Annotated in this window: 13 protein-coding genes; 8 read left to right on the top strand and 5 right to left on the bottom strand. The window is 50.8% G+C overall.

All coding sequences use genetic code 11. The features are described 5' to 3' along the window. Positions 1-76: 76 nt before the first annotated feature. The 4 genes from ACQ9LF_RS12175 (at position 77) to ACQ9LF_RS12160 (ending at position 5,719) form a co-directional block, all read left to right on the top strand. Positions 77-1,453 (top strand): PKD domain-containing protein, encoded by a 1,377-nt coding sequence (locus tag ACQ9LF_RS12175; RefSeq protein ID WP_462489684.1) that lies wholly within the window; start codon positions 77-79, stop codon positions 1,451-1,453. A 148-nt stretch (positions 1,454-1,601) separates the two neighbouring features. Next, positions 1,602-2,414, top strand: coding sequence for a type II secretion system protein (locus tag ACQ9LF_RS12170; RefSeq protein ID WP_462489683.1), 813 nt, complete (start codon positions 1,602-1,604; stop codon positions 2,412-2,414). Between the two features lie 111 nt (positions 2,415-2,525). After that, positions 2,526-4,307 carry a pectinesterase family protein gene (locus ACQ9LF_RS12165; protein ID WP_462489682.1) on the top strand — a complete coding sequence of 594 codons (1,782 nt, stop codon included), beginning with the start codon at positions 2,526-2,528 and terminating at the stop codon, positions 4,305-4,307. A gap of 29 nt (positions 4,308-4,336) precedes the next feature. After that, the gene (locus ACQ9LF_RS12160) at positions 4,337-5,719 is read left to right on the top strand and encodes a glycoside hydrolase family 28 protein (protein ID WP_462489681.1); all 1,383 of its coding nucleotides are present in this window, start codon (positions 4,337-4,339) and stop codon (positions 5,717-5,719) included. Between the two features lie 182 nt (positions 5,720-5,901). On the opposite strand, the gene ACQ9LF_RS12155 is transcribed toward ACQ9LF_RS12160, so the two are convergent. Genes ACQ9LF_RS12155 through ACQ9LF_RS12145 form a run of 3 tightly spaced genes read right to left on the bottom strand, consistent with a single transcriptional unit; the run spans position 5,902 to position 9,546 of the window. Further along, positions 5,902-6,576: a DUF4956 domain-containing protein gene (locus tag ACQ9LF_RS12155; protein ID WP_462489680.1), complete on the bottom strand. Its 675-nt coding sequence runs from the start codon at positions 6,574-6,576 to the stop codon at positions 5,902-5,904. A gap of 28 nt (positions 6,577-6,604) precedes the next feature. Beyond that, a complete protein-coding gene (locus ACQ9LF_RS12150; RefSeq protein WP_462489679.1) occupies positions 6,605-7,378 on the bottom strand; it encodes a polyphosphate polymerase domain-containing protein in 774 nt (257 codons plus the stop codon). Further along, positions 7,378-9,546, bottom strand: coding sequence for a CotH kinase family protein (locus ACQ9LF_RS12145; RefSeq protein ID WP_462489678.1), 2,169 nt, complete (start codon positions 9,544-9,546; stop codon positions 7,378-7,380). Before ACQ9LF_RS12145 ends, ACQ9LF_RS12150 begins: the two co-directional genes overlap by 1 nt. A gap of 434 nt (positions 9,547-9,980) precedes the next feature. Between ACQ9LF_RS12145 and ACQ9LF_RS12140 the strand changes: the two genes are divergently transcribed. The 4 genes from ACQ9LF_RS12140 to ACQ9LF_RS12125 all read left to right on the top strand — a co-directional run bounded on the left by ACQ9LF_RS12140 (position 9,981) and on the right by ACQ9LF_RS12125 (position 14,939). Then, positions 9,981-10,526, top strand: coding sequence for a sigma-70 family RNA polymerase sigma factor (locus ACQ9LF_RS12140; RefSeq protein WP_462489677.1), 546 nt, complete (start codon positions 9,981-9,983; stop codon positions 10,524-10,526). Beyond that, complete coding sequence (locus tag ACQ9LF_RS12135) at positions 10,526-12,226, top strand: NPCBM/NEW2 domain-containing protein (RefSeq protein WP_462489676.1); 1,701 nt, start codon at positions 10,526-10,528, stop codon at positions 12,224-12,226. Before ACQ9LF_RS12140 ends, ACQ9LF_RS12135 begins: the two co-directional genes overlap by 1 nt. Positions 12,227-12,303: 77 nt before the next feature. Continuing rightward, positions 12,304-14,589: a LamG-like jellyroll fold domain-containing protein gene (locus tag ACQ9LF_RS12130; protein ID WP_462489675.1), complete on the top strand. Its 2,286-nt coding sequence runs from the start codon at positions 12,304-12,306 to the stop codon at positions 14,587-14,589. A gap of 224 nt (positions 14,590-14,813) precedes the next feature. Further along, a complete protein-coding gene (locus ACQ9LF_RS12125) occupies positions 14,814-14,939 on the top strand; it encodes a hypothetical protein (RefSeq protein ID WP_462489674.1) in 126 nt (41 codons plus the stop codon). Between the two features lie 17 nt (positions 14,940-14,956). Here ACQ9LF_RS12125 and queA read toward each other — a convergent pair whose 3' ends face one another. Together queA and ACQ9LF_RS12115 are read right to left on the bottom strand one after the other, a co-directional pair. After that, positions 14,957-16,006: a tRNA preQ1(34) S-adenosylmethionine ribosyltransferase-isomerase QueA gene (gene queA, locus ACQ9LF_RS12120; RefSeq protein ID WP_462489673.1), complete on the bottom strand. Its 1,050-nt coding sequence runs from the start codon at positions 16,004-16,006 to the stop codon at positions 14,957-14,959. Next, entirely contained in the window at positions 16,006-17,868 is a 1,863-nt protein-coding gene (locus tag ACQ9LF_RS12115) for a bifunctional homocysteine S-methyltransferase/methylenetetrahydrofolate reductase (RefSeq protein ID WP_462489672.1), read from the bottom strand. The genes queA and ACQ9LF_RS12115 overlap by 1 nt, the downstream gene beginning before the upstream one ends. Positions 17,869-17,947 lie beyond the last annotated feature (79 nt).

Below are 17,947 nucleotides of genomic sequence, written 5' to 3'. Positions count from 1 at the left end.
ATAAAGCCAGACGAACTGAATCGGGGTTGCCCATCGTATTATGGAACAAGCAGATCAGGCGATAAGGAGATAAACCATGAAAAAATGTTATATATGTTGTGTGATCGCACTGTTATCCGGTGTCGTATTCAGTGAGACTGTCCGCTTTGCGGCGACGGTCAGTTGCAGAACCGAAGGCGGCAGTTATGCGGATACCAATCGGACGGATTCCAGCAAGCTGTCAGTCCGCAGAACATCCAATGGGAATAAATCCTGGATCAAATTTACCGGACTGGAATCGGTTGACACTGCCCGGCTGAAGACCGCTACGCTGACGATTGCTTTGCAGGAGGACAAGGCAGGCGCTCAAAGTTGTGATGTATCGTATGTGAATGACGATTGTCACGACAATATCTACTGGTCTGAAACACAAATAACCTGGAACAATGCTCCCGGCAACGATCCCGGCAGCCTTGCGGCGCTGGATTCAACAAAGACCACCTTGCTTTCGACGGTGAGTTTTACCAATGGCCTGGCCGGCCAGACGTTTACTATTGATGTATTGCCTGCCCTTCAGACAGATACTGATGGGATTGTTCAGTTTGTTTTGCATAACTCTCCCAATCTGTTGAATTTCTCCACCCATGATAATAGCGTTGTGGAGAGACGACCGGTGCTGACCATCGTCTATCATCCCATTGGGGCGGATGAGCCGTCACCGGCTGTTGGAGCGGTCGTGGAAACAACGCTGCCGGCCCTATCGTGGACGCTGCCGGAACCGAATGTGCCGGGAACTCCAATCTACTGTGATGTTTATCTCGGATACCTGCTGCCGGGTCAGACTGAGCCGAATCGCCCGCAGATGGATAAAGTGACACTGGGCAATAATGTCAATACCGTTGCAATTAACACGACCAATTTCCGCACATTTGGAGCACTTCAAGACAAAACCACGTATTACTGGTTTGTCGATTGTCATGATCCAAGCAGGGTGCCCAGTCTTATTCCGGGTGAACAGTGGAGCTTTTCAACTTATAACAATGAAGTTCCCGTCGTTGAAGCCGGGGCAAACCAGACGCTCTGGGGTCTGCCCTCGGATGTTGCCCTGGATGCCACTGTGACCGATGATGGCATGCCGGTTCCAGCGAAACTGACATACCTCTGGACGCAAGTGACCGGACCTCTTTCGGCAGTGATTCATTCTCCTAATACCGAGGACACGACGGTTACCATTACCGAACGCGGCGATTATCGGTTTATGCTGACGGTTAGTGATGGTGAAAAGGACAGTTCCGATTCACTTCGTATTGTGGTTGGGGATACCTCCTGTGATGCATCCCACATCGAGACGGGAGCCGGATACAATATCGGGGATCAGAATCATGACTGCATTGTGGATTTAGCGGATATGATGATACTGATTGCCGCCGATTGGCTCAATTGCACGGACACGCTTGGGCTTTGCGGCAACTGATATGTGGAATCGTGTCGGGAAACGAATCATGTCGGCCCGTTCTGGCTTTCGGTGCGGGTCCGACAACACGGAGTACACCATAAGCGGAGGGTGTAAATAGACAGGTATCCAAAACCTGTGGTGTGTCCATGAAATCAAAGGATTGAACATGAGAACCAAGAAAAGACACGCATTTACACTGATTGAACTGCTGGTGGTTATTGCGATCATTGCATTGCTGCTGTCGATTTTGATCCCGGGTTTGAAAAGGGCCAAAGAGTATTCCAAACGAGTGGTCTGCGGGACCCGTCTTAAGCAGATCGGCACGGCAATGAAGCTGTATGCGGATGCATTCAAAGAGTATCTGCCGGATGAGTTTGATTTGTCCAGCCCGCCCAAGGCGGAGACACATCGCTATACCCTCTATCGCGATAATCTCCGATATGCGGATGGCAGGCTTAAGCCGCTGCGATTTGCCTATTTGTATGAATTGGACTATATTGATGTGCCTGAGATTTTTTACTGTCCGGGGAATCGACTCAGCGGGTATAAGTATGAATCCTATGTTAAGCCCGGACCCTGGGGGTCTCTGCCGCAGGACTACAATACCGCCAGCGGAAGCAACCAATGGGTTCGGATGGGATTTACCTATTATCCTGTCGAACGGAATGCCAAACTCAATTCAGCCACGCATGCTCCACAGGACATGGCGACCAAATATGTCCGCCTGCATCCAAGTCTGCCTTATACCACGGATATTATCCATAATCGTGCTACGATCAGCCATCAGAATAACAAGCTCTATGGACTTAACGGATTATACAGCGACGGACATGTGGCATATTGCAACGATCAGGCTGTATTTACGGATCTCAAAGATCCTGCCGGGCGGGATATCTGGACGACTCTGGATGCCGGAGGGTTCGATTTGGGGTTTTACAGTACTGCCATCTATACAGTATTCCGAGCCATGGGGCCCTGAGCTGAACTTTGGCAGCACCATCCAACGGCAAGCCGTTATTTCATATCCACAGTGGCTGTCTATGAGCTTCGACGAGAACAAACGATAGATTACAGCGATGGGAATCAGGCGATGATAAAATGTTTTTGGTATGTTGCATGGCTGATATTCGGGGGTATTTCAAGCGGGGCAGTATTGGAACATCCTGCCGGGATGTATGAGGATATTCTGTATGGCACGCAAGGGGGGCAATCGCTTTTGCTGGATGCCTGTGTACCGGAGGGAAAAGGGCTGGGCCCAGCGGTAATTCTTATCCATGGGGGAGGATGGTGCGGCGGTGACAAGAAGGATATGGCGTTTCTATATAAGGCATTGTCTGAGGCGGGATTTGTATGGTTTTCCATCAATTACCGACTGGCCCCGCAGCATCGCTGGCCGGCCTGTTTTGAGGATGTGCGTTCGGCAATTCGCTGGGTTCGTGCAAATGCAGCAGCATATCGGGCGGATGCCGAACGAATCGCCCTGATTGGATATTCGGCTGGTGGGCATCTGGCATGTCTGGCCGCAGTTCAGTCTGACCCGGCCGAACGTGTGCAGGCGGTAGTGGGAATAGCACCGCCGACGGATCATGAAGCGGATTCGGAACGACGAGGAGGATTAAGTTCTTCAATGCAAAAACTGCTGGATCGGTCCGCTGAGATGAATGAGGATGCCCGAACAATGCTCCAGCGGATATCACCGATTCAGTATGTCAATGCGGGACTGCCTCCGTTTTTACTACTGCACGGAACGGACGATAACAGTGTACCTTATTCGCAATCTATCAATTTTAAGGCCAAATTGGATCATTATTGTGTCCCGTGTGAAATCATCACGATCGAAGGTGCAGGACATCGCATCAGCGAATGGGATCAGGTTCGTCCCCAGTATGTCAAAGACATTGTGGATTGGCTGACTCAGGCTGTTCAGGCGGGGCGCCGACAGCCAGAGGCGGTTTCGGCAGGAAAGATGCCTGTCGAGTTGACGGTAAGTGCCGATGGCAGGGGCCGGTTTACATCGGTACAGGCGGCGGTGGATGCAGTGCCCGATGGCAATCTTGAGCCGGTGGTGATTCGAATTGCCCCGGGCGTCTATAAAGAGCGGATTGTTGTGCCGCGGTACAAGCGGTTTATTCATTTCAGGGGACTCGATGCCCAGAATACAATTCTGACTTTTGATTTATATGCTGGGATTAAGAATGCCGATGGCAACGAAATTGGCACGTTTCGGACGCCGTCGGTGACAATTGAGGCGGATGATTTCAGCGCCGACAATATAACCTTTGAAAACTCTGCCGGGCCGGTGGGACAGGCGGTTGCGATCGCGGTTTTTGGGGACCGGGTGAGTTTCCGAAACTGCCGTTTTCTGGGCTGGCAGGATACGATTCTCGATCATGTCGGGCGGCATTATTATGAAAAGTGCACCATTCTTGGGCATTGTGATTTTATCTTTGGCGGCGGGACAGCTTTTTTTGAGAAATGCAGGATTATTTGTCTGAAAAATGGGTACATTACCGCGGCATCTACGCCGGAATTTGAGCCGTTTGGGTATGTGTTCTCACATTGTACCATAACTGGCCAGTCGCCGGAGGTCAGGACTTATCTGGGCAGACCCTGGCGGGATTATGCGAATGTGATTTTCCTGAATACAGAGATGACCGAGGTAGTTCGTCCGGATGGCTGGCATAATTGGGATAAACCCTATCGGGAGACTACCTCCCGGTATGCTGAATTCGGGAGTACCGGCCCCGGTGCCAATCCCAAGGGACGTGTTCCATGGGCCAGGAAATTAACTGAGGAACAAGCCCGCGAGATAACGGTACAAAAGGTATTGGCCGGAAAAGATGGATGGAATCCGGCCTTGAATAAGCAATAATAATATTGTTGGATTCAAAAGGGATGTTTATGATCCGAGATAGAGCCGCGATGAATACGTGGATTATTCTGGCATCTGTGTTTATTGGATTGGGCAGTATCTGCTGTTCGGAGCCGATGACGGCTGAGCAGGGCTGGGCGATGCTGCCGGGGATATTGGAACGGATTGTGCCGCCGGTGTTTGCGGATCGGGATTTTCCTGTGACAAAATACGGGGCAGCGGGCGATGGAAACAAGGACTGTACTGAGGCCTTCAAAAAAGCGATTGATGCATGCAGCTTGGCGGGAGGCGGCAGGGTGGTTGTTCCGGCCGGGACGTATTTGACGGGACCGATTCATCTCAAAAGCAATGTGAATTTACATCTTGAGAAGGATGCTGTTATCCACTTTTTTACAACGACGGAGGATTATCTGCCGGTCGTCTTTACGCGTTTTGAAGGGACTGAATGTATGAATTACTCACCGCTGATTTATGCATTTGAACAGGAGAATATCGCCATCACCGGCAGCGGTACACTTGATGGGAATGCGGATATTACCAACTGGTGGCGATGGAAATGGACGCAGAAGGCCGATGTGAGTGCCCTGGTGGAACAGGCTGAAAAGCAGATTCCGGTCGAGCAGAGGATTTATGGCAAAGATCACAAGCTCCGTCCCAATATGATCCAGCCATATCGGTGCAGGAATATTCTGATTGAAGGAGTGACCATCAAAAACAGTCCAATGTGGCATATCCATCCGGTGTTGAGCCAGAATATTACGGTTCGAAAAGTCACTGTTGTCGGTCATGGACCGAATAACGACGGATGCAACCCTGAATCCTGCAGGGACGTTTTGATAGAAGAGTGTTTTTTTGATACAGGCGACGACTGTATTGCGATTAAATCAGGACGCAATGCCGACGGCAGACGGGTGAATACGGCATCAGAAAATATTGTGGTGCGCAAGTGTACGATGAAAGAAGGGCACGGCGGTGTGGTTATCGGCAGTGAGATATCAGGCAGTGCGAGGAATATCTTTGCCGAAGACTGTCTGATGGACAGTCCCAATCTGGAGCGGGGCTTGCGTATCAAAACCAATTCCGTCCGGGGCGGGGTGGTTGAAAATATTTTTTTGCGGAATGTAACTATGCCGCAGGTGCGTGAAGCGGCACTGCTGATTGATTTTTATTATCAGGAAGGCGATACAGGTAAATTCGATCCGATTGTCCGCAATATTTTCATGACCCATGTTCGCTGTCAAAAGAGCAAGTATCCATGGCTGGTCAAGGGGTATCCCCGCAGCCCCATTCAGAATGTTGTCTTGGAAGGGTGTGTATTTGAAGCCATGGAGAAGGAAGGTGTTGCCGAAGCGGTGGTCAATTTTGTGGTTCAGAACAGCAAGGTCAATTTGGCCAAAACACCTGCGAAATGAGGCAGGCACAGATGCTCTAACGCCTTGCAAGAGAATACCTGCAAGGCGTTAGAGGGTTGTGATTAATACGAATCCTGCTTGAAATTTCCCGTTTTGTCACGGCGAAGTACAGCAGCTTTAACCACGTGCTTCTTCTGCTCGCGGAATCATCATACCCGTTGGGAATATCGAGCTTATTCGGCTCAGGCTGACAGAGCGCCGCCCAGAAATATCTCCACACGATCGGAGCCGGTAATGGTATGAAGGTTTTTGACAAATTCCGTACGATTGAAGTCTGCTTTTTTACGGAATTGGTAATGCAGGGAGACCCGTCCGTCCATCACGGAGACAGTTTTGACGCTGACGTTGTCCAGCTGCTGATTCATGAAACGGTTGAGCGCGTCTTCAATGCGGGAATACGTGTCTGATTCAAGAGACAGGATAAGGTTGGTGAATCGCCGCAGTGAAATGCGGTTGCGTATCAAATATTGGACGGTTAACGCCAGCAAAGCTGCGGCAAACAAGACAATCACAATGGCATAGGTCTTGGTTGCGATGCCGATGGAGGAGGCAATCAAAAGCAGCAGAAAGCCGATTTCGGCAGAGTCCTTGACCGGGGTACGAAAACGTACAAAGGACAGGGCTCCCAGCAGACCCAGTGACAGGGGGATAGAACTTTGGATACCGAGAAACAGGGCGGTGATAGCCGGACCGCCGAGAATGAAACAGCGATCCACGCCCGCACCGATATTACGGGAACCATAAAACAAATGATACATCAGATAAACGACGACTGAGGCCGCCAGGGAAATCCCAATAGGAATACACAGACTAAGAAGATTCGTGTCAGGGGTTTGAAAATTCAATTGAGTGGGCATGCTTGTTCTCCTGCAATAACGTGTTGGTTCAGCTATTTTCGCCGCGGCCTGACGGCAACAAACGGCCGAAAGACCCGGTTTTTTCTAATTGAGACTGCATACAGGTGGCGTATTTGGAATATCGGCTCCAGTCGGTGTTCAGCACCTGGAGCGAACGGAGTGTCAGGGGAATCTCATTGGAAGGGCCCTTGATTTCAATGACTGCCCCTTCCATCGTCAGGGACTGTTCGCCGCGATTGAGCAGCGGATACACCAGGGTTGAACGGATATTCCAATCCAGAGAAATCCGCGATCCAGTCAGCGGATCCAGAAAACGAAGCCGCTGATAAGTGATCAGCAGCATCGGGTGAAGTTGATTGTGCGGATGATAGTCAAATTCAGCAAGAGCGTTGACAACGTGCGTGTAAGGTACCGGCCCATGTCGCAGGGCGGACATAGCAAGCCGCTGTGTGGACACAACGTGTTGTTTTCGCTGTTTGCTTCCGGCAAAGCCGTTTTTGGACTTTAATTCGATAAATACCGTCACCGTGTCGGCGTTGTGCGAATCATCGTACCACCGTACCCGAACTTTGTTGCGAATCCGCTGGCCTTGCTCTGATTCATCATAATAATCCAGATTATCGGTGTCATAATAAACCGAATGGATCGTGCCACGGGCATAACGTCGGTCTGCGGGGCAGCAGTGGGCCAGCAAATGAGCCGCAAACGGGACCGCGGATGATGGCAGATAGAATTTGCGTTCAAATCGTTGTGAGCCAGACAAGACAGGCAGGGACTTGCGGATGCCAGACCATGCAATCATTACATCATTCCTCCGGGCCCGAACATCATGGGCCATTGATTATTTTGCTGACGCTGCTGGGCGGTAGGTCGGGAGGGTAATTCTCCATCCAGTTGTTTGCGGACGGAAATGCGGCGTTTGGCGATAAAGGATTTCAGTCCGGGAGCTCCCATACCCATACCGCCAGGACCGCCGCCAAACCCGCCCATTCTGCCCCGATTGTTACCCATTTGGGCACGCTCTTGTCGGCCAAACGGGCCGAAATTGCCGGGACGGATGGTCTGATTTTGCTGGCTGTTGGCGGCAGGCTCCTGGGGTTTTTCGGACATCTCAGGGGCCTTTTCCATCGCCATAGCCGGTCGTCGTTCATTTAAATTGTTCATATTCCCGGGGCCAGGCATTCCCATTCCCATAAAATTCATGTCTGCACTGCCTTCAGTGAGTCCTTTTTCGAATTGCTCCATCGTGAAAAATTTCAATTCGTCTTTCTCCACATACGGGCGGATCAGACTCACCCATTGATCAATACGTTTTTCGAGAACCCCCTCGGCGAAATCTCCAGCCAATAGCTGTTCATGATATTGATGGTAGCGCTCAAGATAAGGGGGGTAGGCCAGCAGGCGTTTGACCAGCGGGCGACTATCCAGGCCGCTGGTAACAGGCTCGTCAATATAAAATTCAGCTATATCGCCCTGTGGGGCCCCCATCCGAAAAGTTCCAAAGGCCATATTCAGATCCCACGGGATGATTGTAAAATATCCGTTGGTTTCGTACAGATAATAGTTATGCCCCATACCGGTGTAATTATCCAGGTGAACCAGCATTGAGGATACAGCCAGATAACGCAAAACCTGATCAACGTTAAGAACCTTTTCAATTTCCGCGGGAAAGCTGTCATCCGGAGTATTGTTCAGTACCTCCAGAAAATGCAGCAGGGCAGAATGGTTCTGATAATTTTCATTGGTCTTAAGGCCCATGGTTTCCAGCAGATTTCCTCCCCGTCCAAATCCAGGCATTCCCGGGCCTCCAGGACCGCCCTGAAAACCGCGTCCTCCCTGACCGCCGCGATTACCATCGGCCATAAATCGCTGAAATTGATTGGGATCAAACGGTCTGCCATCCGGCCCCGGCCCCATCGGGGCAGGCCCGCCGGCTATTCCGGGAGGGAATGGTTGTGGTGAATTGGCAAATAATCCATTTGGATCGCCAGGCCGGCCGGCAAAAGGTTGTCCTCCCGGGGGGATTGACATCGGGCCTCCCATGGGCCCTGCCGGAGGAAATGGCATATTGCCGCCCTGGGGAAACTGGCCTGGATTGGGGGGAAAACCACCCTGCGGGCCGGGGAATGGCGGCATCCCGGGGCCAAACCCCGGACCACCAGGAAACATGCCCCCGCCAAAACCGGGATTTTGTTCCGCCGCAGGGGAATTGCCGGAACGTTCCCGTTCCATAAGACGGAGTAAATCCGCCAGTCGTGTGCCGCCGATGTTTAATGCCAGATTGAGCTGATTTTGCTGCTGTGGCTGTGGCGAAGAATTGCTTTGCTGACTTAAGTCTTTGGCAGTCCAGTTCAGTGTCGCTGCGCCGATTTCCGGCTTATATAGATTGCCGTTGGGATTATCAAAATGCCGAGCCAGAAATGATTTGTCGATCGGTTCCACCTGGGTATAAAGTCCAAGATGAGTGTCGTTGACATACACATCAACGAAAGCCGTTCGAGGGGTAGGCAGCCCCATATTTTTGAATATCTCATAGCCAAGGACTTCGCGAATATATGTTGGGTCGGAAAAGCCATTATTCAGGTTCAGTTTTTTAAGGCCCCGAAAGGTGCGGGCGGAATTGAAGAAATTAAAATCCACCTTCAGACTCAGCCGAGATGACCCGCTGCCTGCTACAGACATTAGCGAAGAATTGCCTTTTGGCCGGACCGCGACATTAGGATATTGATAGCCATCAAACCAAAAATCAGCACGAACATATTGTTCGCTCCTGGCTGAGGAGCGAAGCCACTGCCAGTCTTTTTCATCCATGACGATTCGGACCGTAACAACCCGATCAGGTATAAAAGGCTCCAGTTTTTCTTTATTTAAGAGATCGTATTTGTGATAGGCGCCGCTAATGAGAAAGAGCATTAAACCAGCAGCCAATACACAGATCCCGCTCCATATCCATTTTTCTTGTTTATCCATTTTACAATGCTCAAATAACACAGATGATTTTTAAGTAAATACTGTGTTAGGGGTTAAAAAATTGCAGAAAAGATTAAAATTTTATTAGGAAAGCTTTTGGAACGGGGCGCATAAAAAAACCGCCTGTGGCAGAAGGAGGAGGAAGTCGGTGTACTTCCCAGGGCAACCACAGGCGGCAGAAGGAGCTTAATTATGAATATACTCATTTTGGCCTTATTTGTCAACCCCGATGTTTTGGGGTGCGAAAAAATATTTATAAGTAATTTCATTACATTGGCTTACAGATGATTTGGGTGGCCTGTAAGGGGATGTCAGGAGAAGTGAAGAATGTGGTCATTTTTTTTAAAAATCCAACTCCAATTTTTAAAACATAAGACATTATCTTTACCAAAAGATACTTATTCTGGTATAAATATAGATTAAATATATCTGAAATGAATGACATAAAAGAAGTAAATCTGGATCCCAATGAACAACTTGTCAGTCTGCTTTTGAAGTATCATAAGCGGATTTATGGGTTTATTCTGACTTTAGTCCCCAATCTTTCGGATGCAGAGGATATTTTGCAGGAGTCGGCCCTGGTGATGTGCCGGCGATTTCGGGAATTTCAATCCGGGACCAGTTTTTTGGCCTGGGCTATCACCATTGCCCGCAACCAGATTTACAATTATCGCAAAAAACACTACGGTCACGCCGCACTGCAATTCAATGAGGATGTAACCAGCACGCTGATCTCGTATGCTTCCGAAAAAATCCAATCGATGGATAAGCGGATTCACGCCTTGGAAGAATGTCTGCAAAAACTCAATCAAAATGACAAAAAAATGATCGAACATCGTTATGAAACGGGTGCCAGGATACGGGATATTGCCAGACAAATCGGACGTCCCGAACAGGGAATGTACAAATCCATGGCCCGTATTCATAATCTGCTTCGTTTGTGTGTGGAACGAACGCTGTCTTCCTGGGAGACAATCTAATGGGATCCAAACAAGACGATATTCGCCTGAGTGAGTTGATTCTGGCATCGCTTGAAGGCACAATTCAGCCGGATGCCTTCGAAGAGCTGCAGCATCGAATTCAGTCGAGCCCGGAAGCAGCCAGGGCGTATGTGGATTTTGTATTGAACCATGCCATCATTGCGCCTCGTGCGAAAACACCTTCATTGGGGGCTTCCAGTTCTGATAGCGCCGTAGTCAACTGGCAGTTCTGGAATGAGCTGGCCGAAACTGAAAAGAGTTCACCTGCGGTTGCAGAAACCGAGCCGGCGCCGGAAGAAAACAAGCATTTCTCGGTGCGTGATAGCCAGGTGGAGCGAGTCACCCATTCGGTGAACCGGGTTTTCCTGCTGACTGCTGTTGTATCCTCTGCGGCCTTAATTCTGCTGATTGCCCTGGCATATCTGAATCCTGCCAAATCCCTGCTGCCGGCCGCTACGATTATGGATACCTACCATGCCAAATGGGTTAATTCGGCATCCAGTCTGGCTGAAGGAGATATTCTATACGGCAAAAACGAGCCATTACATCTGCTTTCAGGTGTTGTCAAAATGGAGTTTGCCTATGGAGCCAAAGTCATTCTTGAGGGTCCGGTTACGTTTAAAACAGTTTCGCCCGACAAGCTGGTTCTGGAGTCAGGACGTATGTATGCCAGTGTGCCCGTTAAGGCCACCGGTTTTACTGTGATGACACCGTCATCCAGTATTATTGATTTGGGGACGGAATTTGGTGTCGAAGTGGATTTTGCCGGCTCGACCAATTTGCATATGTTTCACGGCAAGACCTCGCTGCTGGCCGGAGTACTGGGTAATGTTCAAACCAGCTGTATTCTGGAAACGGGGCAGGCCAAGCGGGTCAGTCTCGCTGGCAAGCTTCAGGATATTCCCCTCAATCAAAACGGCTTCGTTCGGGCCCTGGATTCACGTGCCAATTTTGTCTGGCATGGTGAGAAGGTGAATTTGGCGGACATTGTCGGCGGGGGAGATGGCCTGGGTACAGGCACTATCAATCAGGGTATTGATGTCGCAACCGGCAAAGCCAGGCTCTTTGAAAAAGCCACCACATCCCTGCAGGGTAAATCCCAGTATGTGCCGGTGGCGGAGAACCCTCTGATTGATGGGGTTTTCATTCCGATTGTCCAGAACGGAACACTGACCATTTCTTCCAAAGGACATACCGTGGATCATTTTCCGCAATCCGCCGGTGATTACTGGAATGGGATATTTAACGGCGGCTGGCATGAAGCTGCCAATTTTTCCGTCCCCCGTCATCATCTCAAATTGCGGGGAACGGAATATGGAAACACTGAAAATCCCTCTATTTATATGCACGCCAGTCAGGGGATTACGTTCGATTTGAACGCCATCCGGCAGCGTTTTCCTGGGCTTGCTATCCATCGATTTGAAGCGGTCTGCGGGATTTCAGAATCGATTCTCGATTACATTGGCAATATACGCCAAAAAAGGCCCAATGAGCCGCTGCCGATTGCCGGATTCCATGTCTTGCTGGACGGGCAGCTCAAATTTTCCAAAAATATTCCGGCCGGACAAAGTGACGTGGTTCATATCCCCATTTCCAGTCAGGATCGCTATTTGACTCTGATTACGACGGAGGGGCCCGATGGGACGCATTTTAATGACTGGGCATTGTTTGCAGAGCCTTACTTGTATCTTGAACCTTAACCTGTGCGTGTATGCAGACAGGGTTTCATCTTAGCGAAAAAGTGAAATTGAGAAATCTTTAATGTGGAGGATGTAGTATGAGAACATGGCTGCTGGTTGGTTTTATAGTGTCTGTTGTTGTGTCAAACACTCAGGCTGCTGCGGTCGGCCCCTATCCGGTTGACGCAAAGACCCTGCACTTATGGCATTTTGATACTTTAAGCGGATCAAATGTGCCAGACATGGTAACAGTCAACCCACTTCATTTGCCGCTTGTTAACGGGGCGACATTGTCCTTGTCTGTGGATGGATACGGAAATGCCTTGAACACCTACGACGGCAAGACTGGAGTTGCTCCGTATGCCGGCGATGCGGTGAATGCAATCGCCCTTTCACGGCTTATGGGGGCAGATGGTGCTTTCACTTTTGAAGCCATTGTCAGGCCGGATATGGAGCCGGGTGCTGAATTGACCCACATGGAAATTATCTGTGCCGAATCCGATGGCGCCAACGACGTACGGGGATTTCAGTTCCGCATTCAGGATGGCGGCACGATGCTGCGATTCCAAAGTCTGGCAGGAAGCGTGTTGTCATTTGACGCCCCGATTACCTATACCGCAGGCCGATGGTACCATGCTGCGGTTACCTATGATGGCAATGCCAATACCCCGGGCAATCTGAAACTGTATTGGACCGAGCTGGGAACGGCCACGGCAGCCCAGCAGGTGGGAAGCACCACGTTTAATCTGACGGCGGATTTGACCGGTACGGTGATGTCCAAGTTTGCCATTGGCAATGAGCTTCGCACTACCGGAGGGATCGGGACGGAAAACTTTGAAGGCTTAATCGATGAGGTCCGCATCAGTAATATTGCCCGGACTGCTGGTGATATGATGCTCCGCTCCTCCACTCCCTGGGCTCGAAATCCGATTCCAGCCAATAGTCAGAAGTTTGTCAATCCCGCTGTCACAACAAAACTTGTCTGGAATACCGCCGAGCTGGCCGGAGTGACTAAGCACTATCTTTACCTGGTGGAAGGTGAACCGAATATGGCTGTCAATCCGATGGTGATTACAGATACGACGGAACCGATTGAGGCTTCCATTTCAGGCCTCAAGACGGATACAATTTATTATTGGCGGGTTGATGAAAGCATTCACAATTCCACCCCCGCGGATCCTAACACGGTAACAGGTCCTGTCTGGTTTTTTGAAACGGTCAAAAGTGTTCCCGTGATCACGGCTAATCCCCAAAATGTCTCTGTGAAAGTGTCTGAAACGGCCGTGTTTTCGGCTGCCTTTGAGAGCCTGACCATGCCGACGGTGAGCTGGTATAAAGCGGGGACACCGGATATCCTGCTGGTTTCTCAGACGGGCCCCGGTACCAGGACCAGCGGGGATTTGACTGTGACAGTGGCCAGTCTTGGCAGTGGTTCCTTTACGGCCACCCTGTCTGTTGCCAACACCAAAATTTCAGATGAGGCTTATTATTACTGTTCAGTGACCAATAGCAGTGCAGAAACCCAGACCACCCTGTCTGCGGGCTTGACTGTTCAGCGGCTGGTGGCATATTATCCCTTTGATGGGAACGCCAATGACGCTGCGGGAACGGTGCATGGCACACTGAGAGGTGAGCCGAATAATATCTTGCTGCCGGGATTTATTACGGGGGTACCAAATCTTGGCCAGGCAATCCAGTTCAATGGAACACAATATGTGCAGCTAACCACCGAAGCCTACCCCAAGAGCAGTCTGGGAGGGGGGCTGGAAGCCGGCACAATCGCCTGCTGGGTACGCGTAGACAGTATCAATGCCCCTGCAGCCATGATTTTGGGGACCCATAATGATGGTACAGGACCGGGATGTCAGATGTGGCTTTCAGGAACGAATGGGCAGGAGATTCATTTCCGCCTGCGTCAAAACAGTGGTGATGTCGATATGCCTGACGTCAGCGGTACCGCGGCTGCCCCGCTGGCCGGAGACGGCCAATGGCATCTGATTGCGGCAACCTATGAAAAAGGCGCTGTCGCTCAGTTGTATCTGGACGGCAAGCCCCTCGGGGCGACTGATGCCTATACATCCAGTCCGACATTTGAACCGTGGGATTACCCGATGATTATCGGCGCCAACAATAACCGCGGCGTCGTGACGGATTTCCTGACTGGCGCCATTGATGATGTGAAAATATATAATTATCGGTTAACCGGACTGGAAATTGCAGATATGTATCTGGTTGGCAAGCCGGATGCAGCGCTGTGTCTGAAGCCTTATGCGAATGCTTATGATTATGACGGCAACTGCCGCGTTGATCTGGCTGATTTTGCCACGTTTGCTTCCCATTGGCTCAGTTGCGGTCTTTATCCGCAAACCGCCTGCGGCGAGTAACCAGGTTGAATAATAACGCTTTACCGGCAGGTCTCACAGGCCTGCCGGTAAAGACACTATGCCGGGGGACTGGCTAAACATCTCATCCGGCGTCTATCTATTAGGGGGGTGGGTTGGGTGGCCTCAAGACTGGATAATCTACCCCTGTTTCTGAAAGAATTCAAATCCTCGAACTGCCTGACAATGCCCGGTATATGTGTTGTTTTTGCATCGAGGGTCACCAGATGAAGGTCAATTTGATTATGCGGGATTTACGCATCGAAACCGTAGCTCTGAAAGACCGGTGGTATTTGCGGTGGCATAACAATGATCAGACGCCCGATGTGGAGCCGCGTCTTCCTGCACAATAATAGGCTTCCGCAGCGCCTTAAATAATCAGCATTGCATCGCCATAGGAATAAAACCGGTATTTCCTGTCAATAGCGTGGCGATAAGCATTCAGAATCCTATCCAGCCCGGCAAAGGCAGCCACCAGAGATAACAGTGTAGATCGTGGCAAGTGAAAATTGGTGATCATGCCGTCGACCAGTTTGAATCGATATCCGGGAGTGATAAACAGGCGTGTTTGCCCTGAAGAGGGAACTGCTTTGCCTTCACAGGCAACACTTTCAAGGGTACGGACCGACGTTGTACCGACCGCAATAATGCGACCGCCGGCCTGTCGGACAGAGTTGATGGTCTGGGCAGCATCGGAGGGCATATCGAAAAATTCAGAATGCATGGGGTGATCTTCGAGTATGGCTGTCTGGACGGGCTTGAATGTGCCGGTGCCGACATGCAGGGTGCAGTGGGCACGATAGATAGGTATCGCTGAAATTTTATCCAGAAGGGCCCGATCAAAATGCAGCCCTGCGGTGGGGGCAGCAATAGCACCCGGTTTTTCCGCGAAGACGGTTTGATAACGGGATAAATCATCCATGATAGGATCGTGTTGTCCATCACGCTTAATATAAGGCGGCAAAGGTGCAAAACCGATGGTTTGCAGGACATTTTCGGCCGGCGCCGTCTGGTGTAATTGCAGTCGCCAGTGTCCCTCTTCAACACGCTCCAGGGCCGTACAGGTCGGGCCGGGGGTATTGTCGCGATTCAGGAATACCAGGGTTTCGCCAGTTTTGATACGGCGGGCATTTTTGATCATGACCACCCATTGCCCGGATTGGACCTCACTGAGAAACAGGGCTTCCATACGCGTCCCGGTGGAACGCTGGAAATAGAAACGGGCGGGAAGTACTTTGGTATTGTTAAATACCATACAATCCCCTGGCCGCAGGTATTCCGGCAGATCACTGAACATTCGGTCTTCCAATCGACCATCGGTCCGATGCAAAACCAGCAGCCGGGAAGCAGTCCTCTTTTCAGCGGGGGTTTGTGCTATCAACTCCGGCGGCAAATGATAATCAAGCCATTCTGTTTTCATCAGTCCAAATGATCCGGATCCAGCCGTCCCATGGCTGCCAGGGCGATTTTCACATTTCCAAACGGGGCGCTGACCGCAAAGCCGGCTACATGGGGGGCCAGACGTTCCATCATTTCGCGGGCGATTTGTATCCCAATTCTGCGGCCCTGGTCCTGCGTGGCGGCCCGAGACATCCGTTCAAGCAGTTTTGGCGGTACGACAACCCCAGGGACTTCGTTGGCCATAAATTCCGCATTCTTATAACTGGTAAACGGCCAGATGCCGGCAATCAGCGGGATAGGATAATCCTTCACTGCGGCCTGAAATGCAAAAAACATATCGATATCAAATACCGGCTGGGTAATGGCATATTCTGCGCCTGCAGCCACTTTCTGTTTAAACCGATTGATTTCACGAGACAGTTCGGACGCCACGGGATTGGCTCCGACGCCAATAGTCAGTGTCAGCGGGGCAGGCAGGGCGTTGCCGGCAATATCCAGCCCCCGATTCAGGTTGCTGACGACACGAGTCAATGCAACCGAATCCAGATCAAAGACTGCCGTTGCATCCGGGTATTCGCCCAGCTTTGGCGGATCACCTGTAATCAACAGAGTATTTTTGATACCCATCGCATCAATCCCCAGCAGATCCGATTGCAGGCCGATGATATTTTTGTCCCGGCAGCACACATGAAGGATGGTTTCGATGGGAGCGGCCTGCTGGATTTTTACTGCTGAGACCAAAGGACTCAGACGGGCGCTGGCACGCGGGCCGTCGGGAATATTAACAGCATCAATTCCGTAATCGGCACAGATTTTGGCGTTTTGTACCAATTTGGCACTGTCGGTACCACGGGGAGGGGTCAATTCCACGCAGAAAACCGGAACACCTTCGGCGATTTTTTTACCCAGAAGACTTTTTTGTGCCAGCGGCTTGGCTTCGAATTCAGGCTTCTTTTTGTGGGGAACAGCGGAAATAGAGACCGGGACAGGGCCGGCAGTCGATATGCGGGCCAGGGGACGGACGGCCTTGGCAATCTCACGGATATGGGCCGGGGTGGTGCCACAGCAGCCGCCGATGACTTTGACGCCGATTTCAAGAAACCGTTTGGCATATTCGGCCATATACTCCGGCGTACACATATACAGCATGCGTCCTTCCACCTGACGCGGAAAACCAGCATTGGGCTGGACGATAATCGGTTTGGAGGTTATACGGTGGATTTTGCGAATCGCCTCCAGCATATCCGACGGACCGATCGAACAATTCAAACCGACCGCAATTACGGCTGGGTGTGCAGCGATAGGGGCAATGGCATCCTGAATGGGTACGCCATATCGTGTTTCCTGCTTGGGACCGCAGGTCATCTGGGCAAAAATCGGTTTTGTACAGACATCAGCGGCCGCCTGGATGGCTAAAAGCAGTTCGTCGGAGCTGGAAAACGTTTCCATCAAAAGGAAATCGGCCCCGGCCGAATCCAGTGAACGAACCTCAGACACGAACGCTTCATAAGCTGCGTTTCGCAGATGCTCAGGAATCTGCGGCAAATCCACACCAAGCGGCCCCACTGCCCCGGCCACCAGAGCCTTATCGTTTGCTGCCTGTCGTGCAATTTCCACTGCGGCATGAATGATCTGATCGCTGCGGTCACTCAGACCAAACCGGGCCAGCTTGAATGCATTGGCTCCATAGGTGTTGGTTTCGATGAAATCCGCACCGGCTTCGATATATTCGCTATGGATACGCCCGACCAGTTCCGGGCGTGTCAGGTTCAGCTCTTCAAAACAGGTATTGAGAAACGCCCCGTGCTGGTAGAGCATCGTCCCCATGGCCCCATCGGCAATCACAACGGCCTGTTGCAGAAGTTCAGTTATTGTTTTCATCGATCAAATTGTCCTGCTGAATGTAGTGCTTAAAAAGAACAGTATTATGGCGATTTCTGAAAAAAAAGCAATAATCAGA

Origin of the sequence: Anaeroglomus insulsum (genome assembly GCF_050689095.1) — a bacterium.
GTDB classification, from domain to species: domain Bacteria; phylum Planctomycetota; class Phycisphaerae; order Sedimentisphaerales; family Anaerohalosphaeraceae; genus Anaeroglomus; species Anaeroglomus insulsum.
The sequence above is the reverse complement of the archived record's forward strand: the minus strand, read 5'-3'. Positions and strand labels throughout refer to the sequence as shown.